Annotated in this window: 16 protein-coding genes; 5 read left to right on the top strand and 11 right to left on the bottom strand. The window is 62.5% G+C overall.

Annotation, left to right across the window (positions count from 1 at the left end):
- Positions 1-67 precede the first annotated feature (67 nt).
- A complete protein-coding gene (locus BFP93_RS11135) occupies positions 68-613 on the bottom strand; it encodes a hypothetical protein (RefSeq protein ID WP_065893129.1) in 546 nt (181 codons plus the stop codon).
- Between the two features lie 428 nt (positions 614-1,041).
- Between BFP93_RS11135 and BFP93_RS11130 the strand changes: the two genes are divergently transcribed.
- Together BFP93_RS11130 and BFP93_RS11125 are read left to right on the top strand one after the other, a co-directional pair.
- Positions 1,042-2,451, top strand: a complete 1,410-nt coding sequence (locus tag BFP93_RS11130) for a circularly permuted type 2 ATP-grasp protein (RefSeq protein WP_065893116.1) — start codon at positions 1,042-1,044, stop codon at positions 2,449-2,451.
- A 2-nt stretch (positions 2,452-2,453) separates the two neighbouring features.
- On the top strand, positions 2,454-3,404 hold the full coding sequence (locus tag BFP93_RS11125) for an alpha-E domain-containing protein (protein WP_065893115.1): 951 nt from the start codon (positions 2,454-2,456) through the stop codon (positions 3,402-3,404).
- 169 nt (positions 3,405-3,573) lie between these two features.
- Here the strand turns inward: BFP93_RS11125 and BFP93_RS11120 are convergent, their stop codons facing one another.
- Positions 3,574-5,832: an ATP-dependent DNA helicase gene (locus BFP93_RS11120; protein WP_065893114.1), complete on the bottom strand. Its 2,259-nt coding sequence runs from the start codon at positions 5,830-5,832 to the stop codon at positions 3,574-3,576.
- Positions 5,829-7,475 carry a VRR-NUC domain-containing protein gene (locus tag BFP93_RS11115; protein ID WP_065893113.1) on the bottom strand — a complete coding sequence of 549 codons (1,647 nt, stop codon included), beginning with the start codon at positions 7,473-7,475 and terminating at the stop codon, positions 5,829-5,831. Before BFP93_RS11115 ends, BFP93_RS11120 begins: the two co-directional genes overlap by 4 nt.
- Before the next feature lie 188 nt (positions 7,476-7,663).
- On the opposite strand from BFP93_RS11115, the gene BFP93_RS11110 reads away from it, so the two are divergent.
- Entirely contained in the window at positions 7,664-7,888 is a 225-nt protein-coding gene (locus BFP93_RS11110) for a YgdI/YgdR family lipoprotein (RefSeq protein ID WP_057722473.1), read from the top strand.
- 147 nt (positions 7,889-8,035) lie between these two features.
- On the opposite strand, the gene BFP93_RS11105 is transcribed toward BFP93_RS11110, so the two are convergent.
- The 8 genes from BFP93_RS11105 to BFP93_RS11070 form a co-directional block, all read right to left on the bottom strand.
- A complete protein-coding gene (locus BFP93_RS11105) occupies positions 8,036-9,460 on the bottom strand; it encodes a polyurethane esterase (RefSeq protein ID WP_065893112.1) in 1,425 nt (474 codons plus the stop codon).
- 178 nt (positions 9,461-9,638) lie between these two features.
- Positions 9,639-12,758 (bottom strand): autotransporter domain-containing protein, encoded by a 3,120-nt coding sequence (locus BFP93_RS11100; protein ID WP_065893111.1) that lies wholly within the window; start codon positions 12,756-12,758, stop codon positions 9,639-9,641.
- Between the two features lie 157 nt (positions 12,759-12,915).
- On the bottom strand, positions 12,916-15,873 hold the full coding sequence (locus tag BFP93_RS11095; RefSeq protein ID WP_065893110.1) for an autotransporter serine peptidase EprS: 2,958 nt from the start codon (positions 15,871-15,873) through the stop codon (positions 12,916-12,918).
- A gap of 34 nt (positions 15,874-15,907) precedes the next feature.
- Positions 15,908-17,248, bottom strand: a complete 1,341-nt coding sequence (locus tag BFP93_RS11090; RefSeq protein WP_065893109.1) for a TolC family outer membrane protein — start codon at positions 17,246-17,248, stop codon at positions 15,908-15,910.
- Positions 17,249-17,250: 2 nt separating this feature from the next.
- Positions 17,251-18,543 carry an HlyD family type I secretion periplasmic adaptor subunit gene (locus BFP93_RS11085; protein ID WP_065893108.1) on the bottom strand — a complete coding sequence of 431 codons (1,293 nt, stop codon included), beginning with the start codon at positions 18,541-18,543 and terminating at the stop codon, positions 17,251-17,253.
- A 91-nt stretch (positions 18,544-18,634) separates the two neighbouring features.
- The gene (locus BFP93_RS11080; RefSeq protein ID WP_065888115.1) at positions 18,635-20,377 is read right to left on the bottom strand and encodes a type I secretion system permease/ATPase; all 1,743 of its coding nucleotides are present in this window, start codon (positions 20,375-20,377) and stop codon (positions 18,635-18,637) included.
- Between the two features lie 103 nt (positions 20,378-20,480).
- Positions 20,481-20,837 (bottom strand): protease inhibitor Inh/omp19 family protein, encoded by a 357-nt coding sequence (locus BFP93_RS11075; RefSeq protein ID WP_065893107.1) that lies wholly within the window; start codon positions 20,835-20,837, stop codon positions 20,481-20,483.
- A gap of 47 nt (positions 20,838-20,884) precedes the next feature.
- Complete coding sequence (locus BFP93_RS11070; protein ID WP_065893106.1) at positions 20,885-22,318, bottom strand: serralysin family metalloprotease; 1,434 nt, start codon at positions 22,316-22,318, stop codon at positions 20,885-20,887.
- A 489-nt stretch (positions 22,319-22,807) separates the two neighbouring features.
- On the opposite strand from BFP93_RS11070, the gene BFP93_RS11065 reads away from it, so the two are divergent.
- Positions 22,808-23,305 carry an NUDIX hydrolase gene (locus BFP93_RS11065; RefSeq protein WP_065893105.1) on the top strand — a complete coding sequence of 166 codons (498 nt, stop codon included), beginning with the start codon at positions 22,808-22,810 and terminating at the stop codon, positions 23,303-23,305.
- Positions 23,306-23,510: 205 nt separating this feature from the next.
- A complete protein-coding gene (locus tag BFP93_RS11060) occupies positions 23,511-23,783 on the top strand; it encodes a DUF1652 domain-containing protein (RefSeq protein ID WP_065888111.1) in 273 nt (90 codons plus the stop codon).
- The last annotated feature ends 212 nt before the right edge of the window (positions 23,784-23,995 follow it).

The raw sequence follows: 23,995 nt of genomic DNA, 5'->3' as shown, positions 1-23,995 counted from the left end.
CTTGCGGGGAATCTGTACCCCGTAAAGCTAAGGCGCTGGGTTAACGGGTGAAGTTCCGTCCGATTGCTCAGCGCAATGGGTTGTCGACCTGGATGTAAAAGGCATAAATGCCCAACACCAGCCAGAACCCCATGAACAACCACGGCGCGCGCATGGAGAACAGCAGGGACTTGCGATAGCCCTTGTGGGTGGACTCCATTTCGGAAAACAGCGGCGACTCGTCATAGGCCAGGCCCATCACCGGCTCACTGCGCAGCAACTCGCTTTGCTTGTAGTGCCAGTGATCGATGATCTCGTACGCGGCGCGGATGCCGGGCCAGGCGTTGAGTGAGCTGAGAATGCCCAGGGCGGCGAGAATCGCCGGCACCACCAGGGTGAACAACTTGCCCCACTCCGGGTTCAGATTGCCCATGCCGGAGACGAAGGCAATCACCAGGAATGACTGGGCGGTGAGGTAGGCGTCGGTGCGGTTGGCCAGGATGCTGGTTTCGTACTGGATCTCGCGACGATAGAAGTCGAGGCGATCCTTGGGCGAACCGAAGATCTTGGCGTTGTGCTCGCTGTGGTCGGTCAACGCCGCTTCCGGGGTGTTGGGCGAAATGATTCTGGGCACGATGCGGCTCCATCCGGTTTCAAGGCTCATTAGAAGAAGCGGACCTGGGTGAAGTTCAAGTTCGTCGCGCACCAAATCAGAGCACCCCCCGCCCCCCGTAGGAGCGAGCTTGCTCGCGAAGATCGTCAACAATGACGCGCCAGTCTGCTTGAACCCATTACCCGTGCGTTCTTCGCGAGCAAGCTCGCTCCTACAGAGGATTTACCGGTAGTGACTGCCGTTTCCGGCACAAGCCTTGCTTAATCCATTCATCCGCCGGTAAACAGGAGCATTCGTTACCCCCCGACCCAGAGCCGACTCCATAAGAAAGTAAGGACCAAGCCTGTTGGCACCCTTAGCCACAGGCTCATAAGAAAAGCGTTTTTAGCGGCAGTGCCACCCAAGCAAGCTGCCAACCAAGCAAGGCTGGGCACTGACAAGGTACTGGAATGGCTCGATCTTTCTTCGATGAAATGAATGATGCAGACGGCGCCTGCCGTGCGCATTATCAGGATTTCTCCCGCTGGCTGGCCAATACGCCGCCGGAACTGCTGGCCCAGCGTCGCCGTGAAGCGGATTTGCTGTTCCACCGCGCCGGGATCACCTTCACCCTGTACGGCGACGAGCAAGACACCGAGCGCCTGATCCCCTTCGACATCATCCCGCGCAGCATTCCCGCCAGCGAATGGAGCGTGATCGAGCGCGGCTGTATCCAGCGGGTCACCGCGTTGAACATGTTTCTCGCCGATATATACCACGACCAGCGCATCATCAAGGCCGGCATCATCCCGGCAGACCAGGTGCTGGGCAATGAGGGCTATCAGAAGTCGATGGTCGGGCTGGACCTGCACCGCGACATTTACTCGCACATCTCCGGCGTCGACCTGGTGCGCGACGGCGACGGCACCTACTACGTACTCGAAGACAACCTGCGCACCCCCAGCGGCGTCAGCTACATGCTCGAAGACCGCAAGATGATGATGCGCCTGTTCCCGGAAGTGTTCGCCAGGCAGCGCATCGCGCCGGTGGACCACTACCCCAACCTGCTGCTCAAGACCCTGAAAAGCGCCAGCCGCCTGGACAACCCCAACGTGGTGGTCCTCACCCCAGGGCGCTTCAACAGCGCCTTCTTCGAGCATGCCTTCCTGGCTCGGGAAATGGGCGTGGAGCTGGTGGAAGGCGCCGACCTGTTCGTGCACGAACTCAAGGTATTCATGCGCACCACCGACGGCCCCAAGGCGGTTGATGTGATCTACCGGCGCATCGATGACGCCTTCCTCGACCCGCAGGCGTTCAACCCCGACTCGATGCTCGGCGTGCCCGGCCTGGTGGCCGCCTATTGCGCGGGCAACGTGGTACTGGCCAACGCCATCGGCACCGGCGTGGCCGACGACAAGTCGATCTACCCCTATGTGCCGGCCATGATCCGTTTTTACCTGGATGAAGAACCCATCCTGCAGAACGTCCCGACCTTCCAGTGCCGCAAGCCGGATGAACTGTCCCATGTGCTGGCCAACCTTGCGCAACTGGTGGTCAAGGAAACCCAGGGCTCGGGCGGCTACGGCATGCTGGTGGGCCCGGCGTCCAGCGCTGCCGAGATCGAGGACTTTCGCCAGCGCATCAAGGCGCGTCCCCATGCCTATATCGCGCAACCGACCCTGAGCCTGTCCACCTGCCCGACCTTCGTCGAAAACGGCATCGCGCCGCGGCATATCGACCTGCGCCCGTTCGTGCTCTCGGGCAAGGAAACCCGCCTGGTGCCCGGCGGCCTGACCCGTGTAGCGCTCAAGGAAGGCTCGCTGATCGTCAACTCGTCGCAAGGCGGCGGAACCAAGGACACCTGGGTGGTGGAGGGCTGAGTATGTTGAGTAGAACCGCCGCAGATCTGTATTGGATGTCCCGCTATCTTGAGCGCGCCGAGAACCTGGCGCGCATGCTGGAAGTCAGTTATTCGCTGTCGTTGATGCCCCAGGCCGGGCGCAGCGATGGGCTCGATGAACTGGCGATGTCGCTGCTCAGCAGCGGCACGTTGGACAGTTACCTTGAGCGCCATCAGCAACTGGACGCCGGGCGCATGCTGCACTTTTTCGCCCTGGATGAAGAAAACCCGGCCAGTATCTACAACTGCCTGCGCGCTGCCAGGGGCAATGCCCATGCCGTGCGCGGACGCATCACCGCCGACATGTGGGAAAACCTCAACGCCACCTGGCTGGAAATGCGCAGCATCGCCGCCGGCGGCCTGGCGCGGCATGGCATCAGCCATTTCTGTGACTGGGTCAAGCAACGCTCGCACCTGTTTCGCGGCGCAACCTCCGGCACCATCATGCGCAATGACGCCTATCGATTCATTCGCCTGGGCACCTTCGTCGAACGTGCGGACAACACCCTGCGCCTGCTGGATGCGCGCTATGAGATGTTTGGTGAAGAGTCCGAAGAAGTCAGCGACGTGTCGGCACGCGGCTATTACCAGTGGAGCGCCCTGTTGCGCGCGCTGTCCTCGTTCGAAGCCTATACCGAGCTGTACCCGAATGCCTTGAACGCCCGCTCGGTGTCCGAGCTGCTGCTGTTGCGCAGCGACGTGCCGCGTTCACTGCATGCGTGCATCGAGGAACTGAGCCACATCCTCGCCGACCTGCCCGGCAGTTACGGCCGCACGGCGCAGCGCCTGGCCGCCGAATTCGAGGCGCGCCTGCGGTACACCGGGATCGATGAGATTCTGGAAGACGGGCTGCACACCCGGCTGACCGACTTCATCGACACCGTGCGCGAACTGGCGCGGGCGATACAAAGCTCCTACCTGGAAGTGGTCTGACACTCAACCCAGTACCGCCGTCTGTAGGAGCGAGCTTGCTCGCGAAAAACGTCAACGATAACGCGTGCTTCCTGAATGAACGCGGTGCCTGTGAGTTTTTCGCGAGCAAGCTCGCTCCTACAGCGGGTATCAGGGCAAGCCCTCCCACATTTGAATGGCGGTGAGTCCCTCAGGTCGTTGGCGACCACCATTTGGGCATCAACTGCCTCACCCGCGCCTCACCAAAGCGATCATCGATCAACATCACCACACCCCGATCATGTTGACTGCGGATCACCCTCCCCGCTGCCTGCACCACTTTCTGGATACCGGGATACAAATAGGTGTAGTCATAGCCCGCGCCGAAGATCGCGCCCATGCGCGCTTTCATCTGTTCATTCACCGGATTGAGCTGCGGCAGGCCCAGGGTGGCGATGAACGCGCCGATCAGGCGTGCACCGGGCAAGTCGATGCCTTCGCCAAAGGCGCCACCCAGTACCGCAAACCCCACGCCCTGGCTGTGCGGGGTGAACTGGTCCAGAAAGGCCTGGCGTTCAGCTTCGGCCATGCCTCGCGACTGCAGCCACAGCGCAATCTGCGGGTGCCGCTCGGCCAGCAGCTGCGCGACTTGTTGCAGGTAATCGAAGCTGGAGAAAAACGCCAGGTAGTTGCCCGGCTGCGTGGCGAACTGCCGGGCGATCAGTTCCACGATGGGTTCCAGCGACGCCTGGCGGTGCACGAACCGCGTGGAGATGCGGTCGACGATGCTCACCTGCAGTTGCTCGGCCTTGAACGGCGATTCGACGTCAACCCAGGCGGTGTCCGGCGGCAACCCGAGCAAGTCGGCGTAGTAGTGGCGCGGGCTGAGGGTCGCGGAGAACAGCACGCTGCTGCGCGCGGCTGTCAACCTGGGGCGAATGAACTCGGCCGGCACCACGTTGCGCAGGCACAGGGTCGAGCTGCTGCGCTTGGCGCTGAACTGGCGTTTGCTGATATCGAAGATGAAGTGTTCATTGAACAGCTCGGCCACCTTGTTAAATTGCAGCGCCTCAAAGTAAAAGGCCTGCAAGTCGCCACTGAGGGCTTCGGGGTGGTCGTTGAAATAGTCGCCCATGGCGCTGGCACACTGGCTCAGGGCCTGGAGCAGCTTGTCGGGTTTGGCCGCGTATGCCTGATACGGCGCCAGTTGGTCCTTGTGCAGCGCATTCCACTCACGGTTCAGGCGCTGCAAGGGCTTTTTCAGCGGCTCGGGGGCGCTGTCGCGCAGCGTCTTGAGGCTGTACTGGTCGAGGCTGGCGCTGTACATCGAACGCGCGCGCTCGACCAGATTATGCGCCTCGTCGACCAGCACCGCGACGCGCCACTGATTGAGCTGCGCAAGCCCGAAGAGCATGGCGCCGAAGTCGAAATAGTAGTTGTAGTCGGCAACCACCACGTCGGTCCAGCGCGCCATTTCCTGGCTCAGGTAATACGGGCAGACGTCGTGGGCCAGGGCCACCTCCCGCAGGTGACGCTGATCGAGCAGCCGCACCCTGGCTGCCGCCTGGCGGGCGGCGGGCAAGCGATCGTAAAAGCCCCTGGCCAGCGGGCACGAGTCGCCGTGGCAGGCTTTGTCCAGGTGCTCGCAGGCCTTGTCCCGGGCCACCAGTTCCAGCACCTGCAGGGACAGCTCGGGGCTGCTGTCGTAAAGGACCTGGGCGGCATCCAGCGCCAGCTTGCGGCCCGGGGTCTTGGCGGTGAGGAAAAACACCTTGTCCAACTGCTGCGGCGCCAGGGCCTTGAGCATCGGAAACAGCGTGCCGACGGTCTTGCCGATGCCGGTCGGCGCCTGGGCCATCAGGCAACGGCCGGTGCTCACCGCCTTGTACACCGATTCGGCCAGCGAACGCTGACCGCTGCGAAACTCGGCATGGGGAAACGCCAAGCCTTGCGCGTCACGGTTGCGCGCCTCACGGTGTTGCATCTGCTGGTGGGCCCAGTCGAGAAACAGCGCGCATTGCTGCTTGAAGAAGCGCTCCAGGTCCGGCGCGGCAAAGCACTGCTTGAGCAGGGTCTCGCCCTCGCCGACGATATCGAAATACACCAGCGCCAGCTCGATCTCATCGAGCCCCAGTTTCTGGCACATCAGCCAGCCATAGACCTTGACCTGGGCCCAATGCAATTGCCGATGGTTGGCCGGCTGGGCCTTAAGGTCGCCGCGATAGGTTTTTACCTCTTCGAGGCGGTTGCTGTCCGGGTCGTAGCCGTCCGCCCTGCCCCGCACCTTGAGTTGCTCGTACTCGCCCTCGAGCGCGACTTCGTTCTGGTAATGCGCGCTGCGCCGCGACGCCACCGTGCGATGGCCGACGATGCCTTCCTGGGCACTGGGCGACGGAGTAAAGCGCAGGTCCAGGTCACCGACCTTGGCGGTAAATTCGCACAACGCGCGCACCGCGACGCTGTAGCTCAAGCGGGCTCTGCCCAGCGCACATAGCAGACCGTGACCGGCATCTGGTACTCGCCGCAGAACTCCAGCCAGCGCAGTTGGTTGTCCTGCAGGCGGTCGCCAGGGCCCTTGACCTCGATCATGCGGTAGGTCTTCTGCGCCGGCCAGAACTGGATCAGGTCGGGCATCCCGGTGCGGTTGGCGCGGATATCCAGCAGCAGCCGCTCGAACCAGTAGCGCAAGTGTTCGGCCGGCAGGCACGTCAGGGCCTGCTCCAGCAGCTCTTCGCTGAGCAGGTTCCAGAACACAAAGGGCGATTGAATGCCCCATTTGTCCACGTAACGCTGGCGAATGGTGGTCTTGTAGCGCTCGTCCCGCAGTTGCTCAAAGCACGTGCTGAATAACTCGGTTCGGCGCTGATGAAAGTCCTCACTGTGCAAGTCGGCAGGCCCGCGCTGGAACGGGTGGAAAAACGCGCCCGGCAGCGGCGCGAAGATCACGTCCCAGCACAGCAGGCCGAACAGCGAATTGATCAGGCCGTTTTCCACGTAATGCACCGGCGCGTCGGGCTCGCTCAGGTGGACCTGCACACAATATTCCACCGACATCAGCGGTTGCGGCGGCGTCAGTGCCAGGTCCAGGCGCGTGACGGCTCGCGGCTTGGCCTTGGGCACTTTGGGCTCACCCAGCTTGCGCCGCAGACGCGGCACTACGCGCAGAAGGTGTTGCTGCTCGGCGGCGCTTTGCGGTGCCTGTTGCGCCGCCACGGCCAATGCCAGGGCCTGTGCATAGGCCTCCTGGCGCTCCAGCACGCGGATCAGCCGCGCACGCGCGCCGGGATAGGCGCAGCCACGATAGATCTGCTCGGCCACGCTCAACTCAGCGCTGCGCTCGCAGTATTGGCCGATCTGGAACAGCAGTTTGGCGCGGCGTTTTTCCAGCCAGGGGTTGTCGGTGTGCAGCGTGGCGATGTGCGCCAACACCGTTTCCAGCGCCTGGCCCGCCTCGAAAGCCTGCTGGCACTGGTGCAGGAACAAGAAGCCCTCGACGTCGGCGCGGCTGCGCAACCCTCGGGACTCGGCGCAGAACGCGACCTTCTCGTAGGTGTAGATCCCCAGGTCCGCCAGCACGAACTCCGACCAGTCCTGATACAGGTTGCCGAAAAACATCAGGCGCAAGCGGTCGCACAACGGCATCACCGTCAGGCTGTAGAGCACGTCTTGCAGGTCGGGGCACCAAAGGGCGAAGCTGCGGCTTTCATTGAACTGCGCCGCCAATGGCGCCAGCCAGTCGGTTTTGCGGCCCCTGGGGTGCTCGATCCAGGGCTTGAACGCCGCGAGCAGCTCGCCTTTTTGCAGCACGCCGAACAGCTTTTCAAAGCCCAACGGGCATTGGTCCTCGACCCAACCGGACGCCAGCAGTGGTTGCATGGCCGCGTGCGGACAGCCGATTTCCAGGTAGTTGAGCTTTGCCCCACGAAAATGCACGCCCTTGCGCATGACCATGCGCACCAATAACGCTTGTGACGCCTGGGGCAACCTGTCGAATTGCTGAATGAACTGCAATTCGTCAGGGTCGAGCAGATCGGCATAGCGCTGCTCCAACCACATCAGCACTTGGCGGAAGTTGTGCAGGTAATACAAGGGGTCTTCGAGGGGGTGGCTCATGGCACAACGCGGTCAACTACTGGTTATGCATACAGAGTGACGCTGCAAACGGTTTGTTGCAATCAGTAATAGATAAATGGCGCCTGCAACTTTTTGAAAAAAAGCGATCAGATGAGGGAGCTGATCGCGTAACATTTATGCCTCGCAGCCAGACGCTGCGGGACTTTTCAGGGTTAAAGGTAAGGGTAATGAACATGAAGAATTTGGGTCTTCCGCTGGTTGCACTCACTTTTCTGGTATTGGCCGGTTGCTCCACGCAAACGGTGGTCACGTTGCAAAACGGCACACAGTATCTGACCAAGGACACACCCAACGCCAAGACCGCCGACGGCTTCTACGAATTCACCGACATCGCCGGCAAGCGTATTCGTATCAAGGCCGATGATGTGGCGACGGTGCGCAAGGAACAATAATTTCAGGCTGGCCTATATCAAATGTGGGAGGGGGCTTGCCCCCGATAGCGGTGTATCAGCCTGCTTATAGGTAGCTGACCCACCGCTATCGGGGGCAAGTCGAATCGTCGCACCGCCCCTCCCACAGTTTTAACCGCGTTCCAATAGTCAGCCGATCATAATCCCCTCCCCCGACACACTGCTCACCCCCACCAGCGTCACCGAGTCGGCACCGAAGCTGATCACGGTATCCCCGCCGACCAGCTTGGCATGATCGCGATAATCCGCGCTGCCCTGCACGTCCGTGAAGACCAGCTTGTCCGTCGCCTGGTAGCCCACCACGCGATCATTGCCAAAGTGCCCGCTGAACAGGAAGGTGTTATGCCCGCTGCTGTCGCGGATCGTGTCATTGCCTTTGCCGCCCTCGATAAAGTCCGCGCCCTTGCCGCCCTGGATCAGGTCGTCGCCGTGACTGCCGATGATGAACGTATCGCCCTTGTGCGCCTCGGCATTACGGTTGAGGTCTTGCACCCAGGTGGTGGCCCGCGCGGGGTCGGACAGATTGGCGACGATCACTGTGGAGTCGCGGGTCATCTGCTCATAGAAGCCGGAGTCGAGAATGCGCGTCATGCCATCGCCGTAGCCGGTGGGCAAGTGTGACACCCAGGTCGGCAGGTTGAGGATGGAAAACGGCAGCACGTTCCACAGCGATGACGCGTAGTGGTCGTTGAAGCTGACGATATTGTCGGTGGTGGACTCATGGGGTTTGTCGTGCACGCCCAGGGACGACAGGTTGAACGATGCGCCATCCAGCGCACGGAACACCGGGTCATTTTCGTAGCCCACGTTCAGCACCTTGTCACCGCCACTCTGGGTCGGCGAGGCATAGGCCACATAGTTGGCGTCCTTGTAGAAGCCCGACCATTTGCTGTCGCTCAAGTCGGCCATGCTGTTGACCGCCAGCCCACCTAGGCTGTGACCGCTGACCAGTACGTCCTGGCCGTTGAGGCCATGGGCACCGGCAAATTCGGCAACGTTCTTGAGCAAGCCGCCGAAGGCTTCGCCGACGTAGTTTTTCGCGTAGTCCTTGGGCCCGAACGCGGCGAGCAGGTCGCTGATGACATCGCCGATTGAATCGCTGATCAGGTTTTCCCGCGGCCCGGACGTGCCGCGAAAACCGATACCGATTTCCAGCAACTTGCCTGCGTCATCGTACTTGCCCAGCACTTCGACCTGGGCCGTGGTGTAGCCGGGCTTTTCGCCGAAAAACGTCCCCCGGGCGTCGACCTTGCCGGTGTAGCCGAGGCTGCTGGCGCTGATCGGCGTCCAACCGGCTTGCTGCACCGCGTCGAGGGCGGCTTTTTCCGAGTCCGGGTTCCACGGAATGCCGGGAATGACCCCTTGGGAGTCGGTACTGCCCAGCAGGGCCTGCACCAGCGTGGCCGGTAAACCCAGGCCCAGGCCGTTGTGCTGATACCCCACGGCGTAGCCATTATCCAGGTTGTGATAAGCATACAGCGTGATCGCCATCGCATCGGCGAACAACGTCTTGGAGCCCTCGGTCCCGAGGTTTTTATAGTCAAAGATACCCATGGCACTGCCTCTCTGTTGTTGGATTTGTCGAGAAAGCGAAAACACCTTTTGTCCATTACCACCTGTAGGAGCGAGCTTGCTCGCGAAGATCGTCAACGATGACGCGCTCTACCTGAACAACCGCGCCGCACTTGAGTTTTTCGCGAGCAAGCTCGCTCCTACAGTGGTTTTTAACGCGTCAGAACGCCCAGTCCAGGCTCAAACCGACGCCATGCACTTTCTCCTTGCTGGCCAGCAAACCGTTGTAGTCGAAGTTCACCCGCGCATCCTTGCTCAACGCCAGGCTCACCCGTGCCCCGACCAGGGCGGCATCGCGCACCATCGGCGCGCTTTCCACCGCGAACGAAGGGCCGCCGGAGGCAAACGCCAGGTGCTGCTCGGCGTCCGTGCTGCTCAGGTTGTGCTGCCAGCCCAGGGTGCCGGACACTTCCAGTTGCTGATGATCATTGACGTTGAAGGTTTTCAAGGCACGCACACCCAGGGTGCTCAGCACCAGGTCGCGGCTGTCGTCGCCACTTTTCAGCGCAGCGGCATCGCCCTTCTCTTTGAAGCTGTCGGTGTCCAGGTGCACGTAGGCCAGGTTGGCGAATGGCTCAAGCGCCAGGGGTTGCAGGTTGATGCGGTACGCCGCCTCGGTGAACACCTGGGTGCTGTGGGCATCGACCTTGGCTTTCTGCTTGCCGCTGACGTCGCCGTATTGCAGATCACGCTTCACATCGGCGCGGTGCCAGCTGTAGGTTGCGCCGCCACTCAGGCGCCAGGCGCCGATTTCATGCCCGGCATAGGCGCCGAAGTGGTAGCTGTCGACCGAGGCACGACTATGGGTGTCGCTGCCCATGTTCAGCGACGTATCGCTGTAGCCGGCCACCAGGCCGATGCGCGTTGCGTCGTCGAGGGCACCGTCCACGCCGGCCAGCATGCCGCCGATGGACGTGGTGTAGCCGGCCGTGTCGCTGCGGCTGTCGGTCTTGCCCCAGGCCCCCAGCGCTTTTACCCACACATTGCCACGGCTGTCGATGGCCTGGCTGGTCGCGCCCATTTCACCGTTGCGCAGGCGCTCGCCGACCGCTTCGCGCACGTAGCGGCTGTCATTGACCAATGCAGTCTCCAGGGCTGGATAGACTTCGCCACTCAGTTGCTGGAACGCGCCCTGTGCCGAGGCCGCCGTCGGGGCCAGCAGCAGGCTTTCATACACGCCGTTGCCCGCGCCCAATTGCTCGGCGGCTGCGGCGACGGCGCGCTGGTTCGGCGTCGCGGCCACGCTGGCGAAGCTGTTGGTGCGAGCCACATCCAGCTGCACACCGCCCGCCGCATAGTTCAACGTGCCGCCGATGAACAGGTAGTCCGGCAGTACCGCACCGAAGCGGCCGGTGAGACCGCCCGCCGCTTGCAGGATGTTGTACTGGCGACCGATCAGGCTTTGCGCCTGGGTCGCGCTGAGCAAGGTCGGGCTGTTTTCCAGGGCCAGGGTCACGGTACCGCCATTGAGCGTGGCGGTGCCGCCGGCGACGATGCGGTCGCTGCGGGTGGGCGACAATTCCACCGCATAAGTCGAGCCTGCATCGAAGGTAACATTGCCCGCTACGTTCAGCGTGCCGATGGAGTTGCCCGGCGCCACGGTGCCGCCGCTTGTGGCGGTCAGCGAGCCGATACGCCCCGAGCCACCGACCACGCCGCTCTGGCTGACGGTCACGTCGGAGGTGAGCGAGCCGTTGATCGCCAGCAAGCCCTGGTTGACCAGGGTCGGGCCGCTGTAGGTGTTGGCGCCGGTCAGCACCAGGGTGCCAACGCCCTGCTTGGTCAGGCCGCCATGCCCGGCGATGTCATTGCTCCACACGTCCAGCCCGCAATGGATGTCGGTGCACACGCGCTGGGTCGGTTTGCCGGCATCCACCACCGCGCCAATGCCCGGCAGGTCCGCGACGAACTGGCCACTGCCATAGGCGCCGTCAATGCGGAACTCGGCCGGAATATCCTCGGCGGTAACGAACATCCCCGGGCCGTTGATCGCCTTACCCAGGTTGATCATGCCCCAGCCATACAGCGAGTCGATGCCCGGCGCGCCAAGGTCGGTGGCGGTGGTCTTGAGCAGCGTGGAGATCTGGTCGCCACTCATGTACGGGAAGCGCTCCATCAGCACCGCCGCACTGCCGGCCACATGGGGCGCGGCCATGGAGGTGCCGTTGAAGTTGGCGTAGTCGTTGGTGAGGTTGTCCAGGTTGGTGCCGTTGATGATCGAACTGAAAATCTTCGTACCCGGCGCCGCTACGCAGAAACTCGCCGCATAGCCACAGCGCGAGGAGAAGGTGCTGATCACGTAGGGGTTGGCGCTCGTGGTGTCCGGGTTCTGCTGCAGGGCCGCCACCGATAGCCAGTTCGGCGCAATCTGCGGCACGAAATACGCCAGGCCCGAGATCGCATCCGGGTTGTTGCGGTTGTAGTCGTTACCGGCGGCAAAGATGGTCAGTACACCGCTGCGGGCCGCGTCGATCGCACCTTGATAGGCACCACCGGCAATCGTGCCGAGGATCGGCCGGATGTTGTTGAACTGCGCCTGGGCTTCATTGACCGTGAAGTTGGGGAACGCCGGATCGCGCCCGCCCTTGGCGTACTGATCGCCGATGCCGATGCCCCAGCTGTTGTTGATAATGCGCGCGCCGCTGGCGACCAGCGCGTCCCAACCGGCTTTGTACACCGCGCCATCGTTGCCCAGGATGATCCCGTCTTCCGGGCCGGGGTCGCCGTTTTCGGCGCTGATGATTTGCGCGTTGAACGCCACGCCATGCATCGGCCCGCCGTCGCGGTTACCCGCCGCAATGCCGCCGACATGGGTGCCGTGGTTGCCCAGCTTGCCGTTGGAGCCCAGGGACGGCGTGCCGTCATAGCGAAACGCATCACCGGCCTTCACCGGGATGTACGGGTCGGTGTACTGGCGGATGCCCTCGGTGACGATCGTCACCACTTTGCCCGGGCTGGCGAACTCCGGATGCTGGGCGTACACCGGCTGATCGAAAATGCCCAGCTTGACGCCCTTGCCGGTGTAGCCGGCGGCATACGCGGTGTCGGCGTGCACGGCGCCCAGGCCCCAGTCGGCCTTGAACTCGTTGCTGCGCCAACTGGCGGCATCGCCAGGCTTGCCGGTTTCCACATAGGGTGCGGCCTGGGCGGTTTGCATGCTTGCTAGGCCGCTGGCCAGGCAGCACAGCAACGCGCCGTATGGCACGCGGCTCAACGCCTTGAGCGGATAGCCCGGCCCTGTGTGGAGGGCAATGGTGAACCCTGACTTGCGTTTTTTCACGGTGACCTTCCTTAGTTTTCTTATTGCCAGTAGGTGAATCACTTTCCCTGTGGGAGGGGGCTTGCCCCCGATAGCGGAGTGTCAGTCGCCGGATGTACCGGCTGACCCACCCTCATCGGGGGCAAGCCCCCTCCCACATTTGTTCTGTGGCGTTCCTTTAGAACTGCCAGTTCAGGCTCAGCCCCACGCCCTGGGTTTTCTCGCGCCCGCCCAATTGGCCGTTGTAATCCAGGTTGACCCGTGTCGACGGGCTCAGCGCCAGGCTCGCCTGCAGTCCTACTAACGCCGCGTCGCGCAGCAACGGTGCGCTGCGCACGGCAAAGGACGGCCCGCCGGCGACAAACGCCAGGTGTTCCTCGGACTCCACCGCCGTCAGGCTGTGTTGCCAGCCCAGCGAGCCGGACAGTTCCAGTTGCTGGTGGTCGTTCAACGCCAGGGTTTTCAGTGCGCGCACGCCAAGGGTGCCGAGCACCGCATCACGTCGGTCATCGCCGCGCTCCAGGGCCGCGGCCGCGCCTTTTTCGTGGAACGCGTCACTGTCCAGGTGCACGTAGGCCAGGTTGGCGAAGGGTTCCAGTGCCAGCGGTTGCAGGTGAATGCGGTACGCCGCTTCGGTGAACAGCTGGGCGGTGCGCGCCTCCAGCTTGGTCTTTTGCTTGCCGCTGACCTCGCCGTATTGCAGGTCACGCTTCACATCGCCGCGATGCCAGCTGTAGGCGCCGCCGACACTCAGGCGCCAGTCGCCCAGCTCACGCCCGGCATAGGCGCCGAAGTGGTAGCTGTCGATGGACGCCGAGGAATGGGTGCCGCCGCCCATGTTCAATGAGCTGTCGCTGTAGCCGGCGACCACACCGACGCGGGTCTGTTCGTCCAGTGCGCCGTCGACACCCGCCAGCAAGCCGCCGAGGGAGGTGGTGGAACCCGCCGTTTCACCGCGCGTGTCGGACTTGCCCCAGGCGCCCAGGGCCTTGAACCACAGGTTGCGTTCACCGGCCACCGGCACATGGCGCAGGCGCTCGCCCACCGCGTCGCGCAGTTGGCGGCTATCGTTGATCAACATCGCGCCCACGGCCGGGTAGATTTCACCGGACAGTTGCTGCAAGCCCTGTTGCGCCGTGGCTATGGAGTCCGACTGCAGCAGGCTTTCGTACACCGGGTTGCCGGCCCCCAACTGCTCGGCGGCCGTGGCGACGGCGCGCTGGTTGCGGGTGGCGGCGACGCTGGCGAAGCTGGCGTCATTGCGCCCCACCGCCAGTTGCACGCCGTTGGCGGCGTAATCCAGCGTGCCGCCGAGGAACAGATAGTTCGGCAGCACCTGGCCGAACTGGCCCTGGATACCGCCGGCCGCCTCGAGAATCGAGTATTGCCGGCCGATCAGGCTCTGGGCCTGGCTCTGGCTTAATAATGTCGGGCTGTTTTCCAGGGCCAGGGTGACCGTACCGCCCCCCAGCACGGCCTTGCCGCCGGCGACGATGCGGTCGCTACGGGTGGGGGTGAGTTCAACTGCATAGGTGGAGCCTGCGCCCAGGTTCACATCCCCGGCCACCTGCAAGGTGCCCACCGAGTTACCCGGCGCCACGCGCCCGCCGCTGTTGACCGACAGCGCACCGATCCGCCCGGAGCCGCCGAGGGTGCCGCTGTCATTGACCGTTACGGCCGAGGTCAACGCGCCGTTCACCGCCAGCAGGCCGCCGTTGACCAGGGTTGGACCGCGATAGGTGCTGTCGCCGCTGAGTACCAGGCTGCCCGCGCCGGATTTGATCAGGCTGCCTTGGTACACGCGGTTCGCCGCTGCCTGATCACGCGCGCTGCCCACGGCGTAGTCGGTCTGGTCCTGCTGGCTGGCGCTGGCGCTCAGGCCGTTCTGCCAGCCCTTGTCGAGCAGGGTTTGCTGCCAGGCGCTGTGCTCGGCGCGGTCTTCGGCCTGGCGCTGGAGCAAGGCCTGGTCGGAGATGCTGTTACTCCACACATCGCCCTGCCCGGCCGCGAGGTTCACGTTCATCGCGCCGAGCAACTGCCCCGGCCCGTGCATCGCCCGGCCCAGATCCGGCACGCCCCAGCCGACGATAGCGTTGGGGGCCTGGGTGATTGAGCCGTCCAGTTGCGTGGCGGTGGTCAACAGTACCTGCAGCGCCTGTTCGTTGGTCATGTAGGGATAGCGCTCCATCACCAGCGCCAAGGCGCCGGTGGCATGGGGCGCGGACATCGAGGTGCCGGATTTCACCCCATAACCACCGTCCGGGATGGTGCTGTTGATCAGCGCACCCGGAGTAGAGATGCACCAGTATTTGGCGATGCCGCACTTGTTGTACTTCTGGTTGTTGGCCTTATCCAGCCCCGACACCGCCAGCCAGTGACCTTCCAGTTCCGGCTGGAAGTACGGCAGCGCCGAGCGCACGCTGGCATTCGCATAGCCGCTGTTGCCGGCGCTGAACACGTTGATCACGCCGGCCTTGGCCACATCCGCCGCCGCGTCCAGCCAGGTACCGCGGTTGTAGTGCTGGGCGTAGGCCGCGTGCAGGTCACCGAGGGTCTGGTAGCTGACGTCCTTGGGTTGGCTGCCCCAACTGTTGTTGATGGCGCGCACGCCGGAATCCACCAGGGCGCTGTACACCGTCTTGAAATACTTGGGGTCCGGGGTCGGGCCGAACAGGAAGCTGTCGTTGGCGTTGGTGTTGCCGACATAGACCTGTGCGTTGTACGCCACCCCATGCATGCCCACGCCGTCGCGCGCCGCGCCCATGGTGCCGGTGACGTGCGTACCGTGGGAGTCGTTGTTCAGGTTGAGCGCGCCCGTGGTGCTGAAGGCACTGCCATCGACGTACGTGCCGCTGGCGGTGACCGGGTGGAAGCGCTCTTTGGACGCCTCGGGGTGATTGGCATCGAACCCCGAATCCAGCGCGCCGATTTTCACACCCTTGCCGCTGATTCCGGCGGCATAGGCTTCATCGGCCTTCATGCGCCCCAGGCCCCAATCGCTCTGGTATTCAGCGGAACGCCAACTGGCGGGGTTACCCGCTTGGCCGGTCTCGGTGTATTGCGCCTGCGCCGCAACGGACAACAGCAGCAATGAGCCTGCGGTGAAGGGTTTGAACCGTGGTGAATCGGTGATCATCCGTACACTCCTGTTTTATTGTTATGTCGTGCCTCTACCGCGTTCGCTCCGGGCCGAAGGCTTCGTCCACCTTGGCCAGGTCGGTGTCGCGCAGGTTGCCCGCGTAGTAATGCAATTTGGTCCAGGCCATCAGGTAGTCGTACCGCGCCTGGGCCAGGTCGCGGCGGGTGCTGTAGAGCTGTTGCTCGGCGTTCAACGCATCGAGGTTGACCCGCTCGCCGCCGAGGATGCTTTGCTTGGTCGACACCACCAGTGCCTCGGCCGAGGCCAGGGCCTTCTGATAGGCGCGCAGCTTGCTCACCCCCGACAGGCACGCACTGAACTGGCGGCGCAGTTCGATCAGGGTTTCGCGGGTCTTGCCTTCCAGTTCGTACTCGGCCTGCTCCATGGCGCGGCTGGCCTGGCGCGTGGAGGCCGAAATAGCGCCGCCGGCATACAGCGGCAGGCTGACTTCGACGCCGATGGTGTTGGTGTCGTAGCGCTGGTTGTAGGTGTTGCCGCTGTCCGATTCCTGCTTGCGCGAACTGGCATAGGCGGTAATTTTCGGCAAGTGCCCGGCGCGGTTGCGCTCCACTTCATAGCGCGCCACTTCCAGGGACTGGCGCTGCGAGGCCAGCACCGGGTTGTTGGTCAATGCCAGTTCGTGCCAGGTGGCGTAGTTGGCCGGGCTCAGGCTGAATGCGGCGAAGCTCTGGTTCAGCGGTGCGAGGTCGTCGATATTGACGCTTTGCACACCGATCAGCGCGCCCAGTTCGCGCAGGGAAGCATCCTGCTCATCCAGGGCCTGGATCTCTTCGGCGGTGGCCAGTTCATAGCGCGATTCAGCTTCCAGGATGTCCGTGCGCGTGCCCTCGCCCGCCTTGAACAAGTGTTCGTTCTGCTGGAACTGCTGCTCGAACGCTTTCTTCTTGGCGCGGGCGATGTCGATCTGGTCCTGGGCGAACAACGCCTGGGTGTAATAGCTCAACACCCGCACCAGCAGGGCCTGGCTCTTGTCGCGAAAGCTCTCGTCGGCGAACAGCGCCTGGGCCACGCCCTTGCGGTAGTTGGCGTAGGCTTCGTAGTCGAACAGCGGCTGTTGCAGGCTGAAGGTGGAACCGTAGCTGTTGTAGTTGCGGTCGTCGCGATAGCTGCCGCCACGGCCGTCGGGCAGGTGCGCTTCGGAATTGTTGCGGCCCTTGTTGTAGTTGTACGACAGCCTCGGCAGCAAGCCGGCGCGGCCGATGGTGCGGTTTTCCAGGCCGGCGTCGCGCTCCTTGATCGCGCCGAGGAACACCGGGTCATTGCGCAGGGCCTGCTCGTACACATCGAACGGGCCCATGGCGGCGTGGGCACTGGCGCAAGTGAACAGCAAGGCGAAGAACACAGGTTTCATGTTCATTCCTCGGTCAACGCGGAGCCGGCGCGGTCCAGCAGCGGCTTGAACAGATAATTGAGCAACGAGCGCTCGCCGGTGCGCACGAACATCTCGGCGGGCATGCCCGGCTTGATCACCAGGCCGTGGAGTGTTTCCAGCGCCGCCTCGCTGACGGTGGTGCGCAGCACGTAATACGGCGCACCGGTCTTTTCATCGAGCATCTGGTCGGCGGAAATCAGGCTCACCTCCCCCGGCACGCGCGGGGTGCGGCTCTGGTTGAAGGCGGTGAAGAGGATGTCCACCGGCAAGTGCGTGCCGACCTTGTCCACCAGGTGCACCGGCAAATGCCCTTCCACCTCCAGGCGCGTGCCTTGCGGCACGATCTCCAGCAACGTTTCCCCCGCCCGCACCACGGCGCCCTCGGTGTGTACGCCGAGGTTGACCGCGATGCCATCGGCCGGCGCGTTGATTTCGCTGTGCTGCAGGTCGAACCCGGCGGAGGTGAGCTGCTGCTCCAGGGTCAGGCTGCGCAGCTGCGCGTCGGCCAATTGGCTGCGCACTTCCTTCTGGTATTCCTCGCTGTGCTGCTGCAATTTGAGGCGCGACTCGACAATACCCTGCTCGATGCGGCCACTCTCGCCGGCGTTCTGCGCCAGGTCCTGCTGCACCTGGGACAACTGGCGCTGGTAGTCCATCAGGCGGTTACGCGGGATGTAGCCGTTGTCGGCCAGCGGTTGCAGGTTGCTCAGTTGGTCACGCAGGGATTGCGCCTGGGCGGTCAGGTCGCTGCGGGCACGGCGCATGCCGCCCAACTGCGACGTGGCGCCGTCGATGCTCGCCCGAATGCCGGCCTGCTCACGGGCAAAGGCTTCGCGGCGGCTGCTGAACAGTTGGCGCTGGCCTTCAAGTACCAGCGCCAGGGCCGGGTCGGGGTTGTCGCTCAGTTGCGCGGGGAAGCTGACGCCGGGCAGATTGTCACGTTCACTCTGCCAGCGTGCGGCGCTGGCCCAGGCCATACGGTACTGGGCTTGCAGCGATTGCACGTCGGCCTGGTGCTGGGTCTGGTCGAGGCGAAACAGCGGCTGGCCTTGTTTCACCACCTCGCCTTCGCGCACCAGAATCCGGCTGACCACGCCGGGGCTGAGGGTCTGCACGGCCTTGCGCTTGCCCGACACCACCACCGTGCCCTGCACCGGAATGCCTTGATCCAGCGGCGCCAGGCTGGCCCAGAGGAAAAACCCGCCGGCGCCGACCACGGTCATCAGCCAGCCCATGCGCACGAAGAAGCGCGCGTCGTGTTGTTCGTAAATCATGCACGTATCCTTACTGCTTGACGCAAAACGTGTAGGAGCGAGCTTGCTCGCGAAAAGCGTACAGGCACTGTGGGTATCCAATCGGAGCGCGTCATCGTTGACGACTTTCGCGAGCCAGCTCGCTCCTACCGCCGGTTTTTTCCCTCGGTGCCTCGTGCTGGCCGGACAACGCGCGCAGCACGTCCTGGCTCGGTCCGAACGCCTGCAACTGGCCTTCGCTGAGCACCAGCAATTTGTCGGCCTGGGCCAAGGCGGAGGAACGGTGCGTCACCAGCACCACGCTGCTGCCCTGGGCCTTCATCTGCATGATGGCGCTGGCCAGTGCTGCTTCGCCGACGGTGTCGAGGTTGGAGTTGGGCTCATCCAGCACGATCAGGCGCGGCCCGCCGTACAAGGCGCGCGCCAGGGCCACGCGTTGCTTCTGCCCGCCGGACAGGCCGCCGCCGTTGTCGCCCAGTACGGTGTCGTAGCCCTGGGGCAGGCGCAGGATCAATTCATGCACCCCGGCCTGTTGCGCCGCCTTCACTACCTGTTCCGGGTCGGCTTCGCGAAAGCGCGCGATGTTGTCGGCGATGCTGCCGCTGAACAGTTCGATGTCCTGGGGCAGGTAGCCGATATGGGGGCCAAGGTCATTGCGGTCCCAGCGGTGAATATCCGCGCCGTCCAGGCGCACGGTGCCGGCCAGGGTCGGCCATACCCCCACCAGCACCCGGGCCAGGGTGGACTTGCCCGAGCCCGAAGCGCCCAGCACGCCCAGCACTTCGCCGGCGCCCAGGTTGAAGCTGACGTGGTGCAGGGTCGCCAGGCGTCGACCGGGCGGGCCGGCGCTGACCTGCTCGAAACTGACCTGGCCCTTGGGCGCAGGCAAGGCCATCTGCTCGCCTTCCGGAGGGAACTCACGCAGCAATTCGTCGAGGCGCTGGTAGGCCAGCTTGGCCGAGCTCCATTGTTTCCATACCGCGATCAACTGGTCGATGGGGCTGAGGACCCGGCCCATCAAAATGGAGCCGGCGATCATCATCCCGGCGGTCATATCGCCCTTGATCACCAAAAAGGCGCCCAACCCCAATACCAGGGACTGCAGGCACAGCCGCAAGGATTTGCTCAGGGAGGTGATCACCGAGCCGGTGTCACTGGCCTGGTTCTGCAAGCCGAGGAACTGCGAATGCACCGCGAACCAGCGCTGGCGCAGCGCACCGAGCATGCCCATGGCCTGGATGGTTTCGGCATTGTGCAGATGGCTGGTGGCCAACTGCGTCGACTGCTGGGAAAAACCGCTGGCGTCACCCAGCGGCTTTTTGGTCAGGTACTCGTTCAGGCAGGCCAGGCCGATCAGCAGCACCGCGCCCGCCGTGGCCAGTACGCCAAGCCACACGTTGAACAGGAAAATCACGAACAGGTAGATGGGAAACCAGGGCGCGTCGAAAAACGCGAACAGCGCAGGCCCCGTAATGAACTGGCGAATGTGGGTCAGATCGCCCAGGGATTGCCCTGCATGCCCCTGCCCGCGTTGCAGGTTGCGTTCGAACGCGGCCTGGTAGACGCGCAAGTTGAAACGTCGCTCCAATTGGCTGCCGATGCGGATCACCACAAAACTGCGGATCACTTCCAACAGGCCAATAAAGGCAAAGAACCCGACGACCATCAGCGTCAACATCACCAGCGTCGTTTCATTCTGGGAGGACAACACGCGGTCGTACACTTGCAGCATATAAATCGATGGCACCAGCATCAACAGGTTAATCAAGGCGGTAAAACAGCCAATGCTGATCAAGATGCTCTTGTATTCACCCAGCGCCTTGAACAAGGGCGCAACAGCTTGGGGCTTGGCCATATTTTCTTATCTTCCCTGAACCCGGATAACGCGCAATAGTTGCCCAACCCCTGATTAAGGCGCGGCCAACTAACAAATGAAGTTATAAGCTTATAACTGGAAACTAAGGCGTGCGTCGCAATGCAACTACCGCACCGGATTTAGTGCGCCCCTCATACTCGCCTTCCGCCTGGCGGTTCAAGTGCGTGATCCCGCTGCCTTCGGCATTCATCAGCCAGATACCGTCCGGGGTGGGCGACCAGGTCAGGGGCTTCTCACCCAGCCATTGCGCCACGCACGCTACATCGCCGCCCAGGCGGTTGGCCTGCTCTTGCAGGTCCAGCGCGCACACCTGGTCACCCTGGTGCAACTGCCAATGCCCCGCCAATTGCGCGGTGCTGGGTAAAACAAGACTGCTCGCCATTGCATGGGTTCCTGCCGACACGATCAAAAGGGTCAACCACTTGGAAAAACGCTGCATCGTCTGGCTCCATCCTGGAACGCGGCGCCTGCGCGCCGCGCTTTACATCACGCCACGATGTCGCTGGCAGCCGCCTGGCCAACGGTGGTGACGAGGAAATCCGCCACGCCGTGCCCGGAGAAGTCCACCGCCAACGTACCCAGGTTGGTACCTGAGGCGTAGGACAGAACTGCGTCGCCGGCATGCCCGGTAAACGCATTGACGAAGGTCACGCCCGCACCCTTGGTGATACCGGACAGGTCGATCTTGTCCGAACCCGAGGTGAAGTCAAAGATCTTGTCTGCGGCCCCTGGCTTGGAGTCGGAACTGGCACCGTACACGAATGTATCGCTGCCGGCGCCGCCCCACAGTTGGTCCGCACCGCCACCGCCGTAGATGAGGTCGTTGCCGGCCCCGCCCTTGATCAGGTTGGCCGCCTGGTTACCAATGATCAGGTCATTGCCCGCACCGCCGAACGCGTTCTCGATGGTGACGCCCTTGGCAATGGACACGTTGCCCACCAGGCCGCCAACGTCGGAGAACGAGGTCGCATTGAGGTTGATCTTCTGGTTCTGAGTAAAGCCGGAGAAGTCCAGGGTGTCGTTGCCGCCACCGTCCCATACCGAGAACACCAGCTTGTCGGCATTGGATGTGGCGCTGAGGAAATCACGCCCGGTGTTGGAGTTGAAACCGTAGGTGGTGTCACCGGCGCGGGTGTTGAGGTTGGCACCGTAGAGCTTCTGGATCGCGGCAATGTCGTCGATCAGCGGACCGGAAGCATAAGCCTCGACCCCGCCCTTGCTGAAGTTCTGGTTGGTGTTGCTCTCGCTCCAGTAACTCATGAGGCTATAGCCACGCGTGTCCTGTCCATAGGTCGCGTCTTTATAGCTTGGGTTGCCGTTCCCGGCGTTGTAGTCGCCAGGGTGAGCCAGGCCCAGGGTGTGACCGATTTCGTGGGTCAGGGTCTGCCGGCCATAGTTGTTCAGGTCCGGCGCCTTGTTCTGCGTGTAGCTGTTGTTGGTCAGGTACCACGAGGTGCCGTCGTAGCCTGCGCCGGTGCCGGGCAGGTAAGCGAACGCCGCCGCGCCGTCCTGGCCACCGCTGTAGTTGCCGAAGGTCATGTGCCCGTCGCCGCCGGAGGCCTTTTCGGTAAAGGTCACGTTGGCCACATCCGACCAGGATTGCATGGCCAGTGCGGCCTGTACTTTCTGCTGGGCGTTGAATTGGCTGAAGCCCGAGATGCCATGTTTGTTCATGGTGCTCTGGGTAGCCGAGGTGAGGAAGGTGTAGGTCAGATCGATCTTGCCGTTGCCATCAAAGTCCCGGTACGCGGCGCCGTCCCGCAGCAGCTGGGTGGCTGCCTGGTCCACGCTGTAGGACGGTTTGCCATTGACCGTGAGGTTGCCGCCACGGTCATACAAATGGCTGAAGCTATCGATTTGCGAGTAAGCAGTGCTGGCTTGCGCGGCAGATACAATAGCCTTGTCTTTTACTTTTGACATAAACGTACTTCCTTGTTTGCAAGTGCATCAGTCTTTGTTCGATAGGAACCTCGCGGGCGAGGATAGTCCTATCACTCACCTCTTTTGAAGGCGTAAGAAAACTGACACAACTTGAAATCTTTCGTCTACACATATTTCACTGATGAAAAAGTGATGCAGGTTCAACATCAGGAAGTCTCGCGCAGCATTTATTGGGCGCGCTTGCTGATTGCACGCCTAATCTAAGCCCAGCGTTATTTAAATATTAAATAGCACTAAAGCGCTTTAACTCAGCGCCGTACTTGAATAATGGATCCAATATATTGACACCGTGGCATAAGCAATATTAATGAGCCACTACCTGCAGATTAAAGTAGCACTGGTCTGCCCCCGGATGCCGGGACACGGGCCAACTTGACGGGGATTGAAGATAATCAATGTCAGGTATACCTCGTATATCAGCGAACGCTCCATTAGGGTTGAACGCCGAGATCAAAAAGGAACACCTGCATGGCCCCCTGTGATCTGCCCTGCCGAAAGAATGTCCGGGCCCTTCTGCTCAATCCACATGATCAAATTCTACTGATGCAGGTGACCCTGCCTGACCGGACCTTCTGGTGCACCCTGGGTGGCGGAATCAAGCCGGACGAAAGCCTTCAAGACGCCGCACAACGTGAGCTGTTCGAGGAAGCGGGATACCGCCCCGAAGAACTGTCCCAAGGGCGCCTGGTGTGGACGGGAAAACATACATTGATGCGTAATGGCACGCCGGTTCTTCTGGATGAGTCCTTTCTGCTCTATCGGGCTACCCGCGTCGACTTCACGACACAGCATCAGACCGACGAAGAGAAAGCCGTGGTCAAGGAGATGCGCTGGTGGAGCGTCGAGGAAATCAATCACACCGAACAATTCATCGTGCCACCGCGCCTGGGACATTACCTGCAACGCCTGCTCACTCTAGGCCCTCCCGCTTCCCCAGAGCTGATTCAGTTAGCGGATGAGTCATGACGTTCAGTTGATTTGCAACGACGTGTCGCCCATGCCGTGGCGCCTCTCGACAGCCTGGCGACCGGCAGGACATGATCCAGATCAAAGAACCGCCGAACGGACTTGAAAAAGTCGCGTTCCCCTTGCGAACGAATGCTATTTTTACTGCTCGACACCAGGACTATTGACGGTCCTGGCCCCTGCCGCGAGCTAAAGGAAGCGCTCAATGAACAAGGTGGGCAATATGAACAAAGTGACCTTTCCCAATGCGTGCCAGTTGATGCGCTGGCATTTTCATCCGATGGGCTTCGAAGGGAGCATGGACGCCCCCGGCAGCATGGTGGCCCGCCTGTTCGATCGGACCAGCGGCGAGACACTGATCGCCATCGCCGGCATTCCCTGCGCCACCGTGATGAACGCTGCCGATGTCGAGCGCATCATCGAGGCAGTGGAAGATGAGCTTGAGAGTTTTGTGCCGCCGCTGTCGTTGCGGGCTTGATCGATTGCAGCATGCCAATGAGATCCAATTGTGGGAGGGGGGCTTGCCCCCGATGGCCATAGGTACCTACACAACTCAGCAGCGCCCAACAGTAACCACGATGCGAAGCGAGTCGCTTTTGATCTTGATCTGCTTTTGATCTTGATCTCAGGCGCCCCGTTAAACCACGCTGGCCGAACGCAGGCTTGAATCCGTGGGTAACCCGGCAGGAC

Origin of the sequence: Pseudomonas sp. 44 R 15 (assembly GCF_900004965.1) — a bacterium.
GTDB classification, from domain to species: Bacteria; Pseudomonadota; Gammaproteobacteria; order Pseudomonadales; family Pseudomonadaceae; genus Aquipseudomonas; species Aquipseudomonas orientalis_A.
Note: the sequence above shows the minus strand (reverse complement) of the source record. Positions and strands in the feature narration are given on the sequence as shown.

Bases quoted from the DNA above. Each gene is read 5' to 3' on its own strand.
- BFP93_RS11060 (WP_065888111.1), top strand. From the start codon at position 23,511: ATGAACAAGGTGGGCAATATGAACAAAGTGACCTTTCCCAATGCGTGC.
- BFP93_RS11075 (WP_065893107.1), bottom strand. From the start codon at position 20,837: ATGCAGCGTTTTTCCAAGTGGTTGACCCTTTTGATCGTGTCGGCAGGA.
- BFP93_RS11105 (WP_065893112.1), bottom strand. From the start codon at position 9,460: ATGGGTATCTTTGACTATAAAAACCTCGGGACCGAGGGCTCCAAGACG.
- BFP93_RS11095 (WP_065893110.1), bottom strand. From the start codon at position 15,873: ATGATCACCGATTCACCACGGTTCAAACCCTTCACCGCAGGCTCATTG.
- BFP93_RS11085 (WP_065893108.1), bottom strand. From the start codon at position 18,543: ATGATTTACGAACAACACGACGCGCGCTTCTTCGTGCGCATGGGCTGG.
- BFP93_RS11065 (WP_065893105.1), top strand. From the start codon at position 22,808: ATGGCCCCCTGTGATCTGCCCTGCCGAAAGAATGTCCGGGCCCTTCTG.
- BFP93_RS11115 (WP_065893113.1), bottom strand. From the start codon at position 7,475: ATGAGCCACCCCCTCGAAGACCCCTTGTATTACCTGCACAACTTCCGC.
- BFP93_RS11080 (WP_065888115.1), bottom strand. From the start codon at position 20,377: ATGGCCAAGCCCCAAGCTGTTGCGCCCTTGTTCAAGGCGCTGGGTGAA.
- BFP93_RS11110 (WP_057722473.1), top strand. From the start codon at position 7,664: ATGAACATGAAGAATTTGGGTCTTCCGCTGGTTGCACTCACTTTTCTG.
- BFP93_RS11070 (WP_065893106.1), bottom strand. From the start codon at position 22,318: ATGTCAAAAGTAAAAGACAAGGCTATTGTATCTGCCGCGCAAGCCAGC.
- BFP93_RS11090 (WP_065893109.1), bottom strand. From the start codon at position 17,248: ATGAAACCTGTGTTCTTCGCCTTGCTGTTCACTTGCGCCAGTGCCCAC.
- BFP93_RS11125 (WP_065893115.1), top strand. From the start codon at position 2,454: ATGTTGAGTAGAACCGCCGCAGATCTGTATTGGATGTCCCGCTATCTT.
- BFP93_RS11130 (WP_065893116.1), top strand. From the start codon at position 1,042: ATGGCTCGATCTTTCTTCGATGAAATGAATGATGCAGACGGCGCCTGC.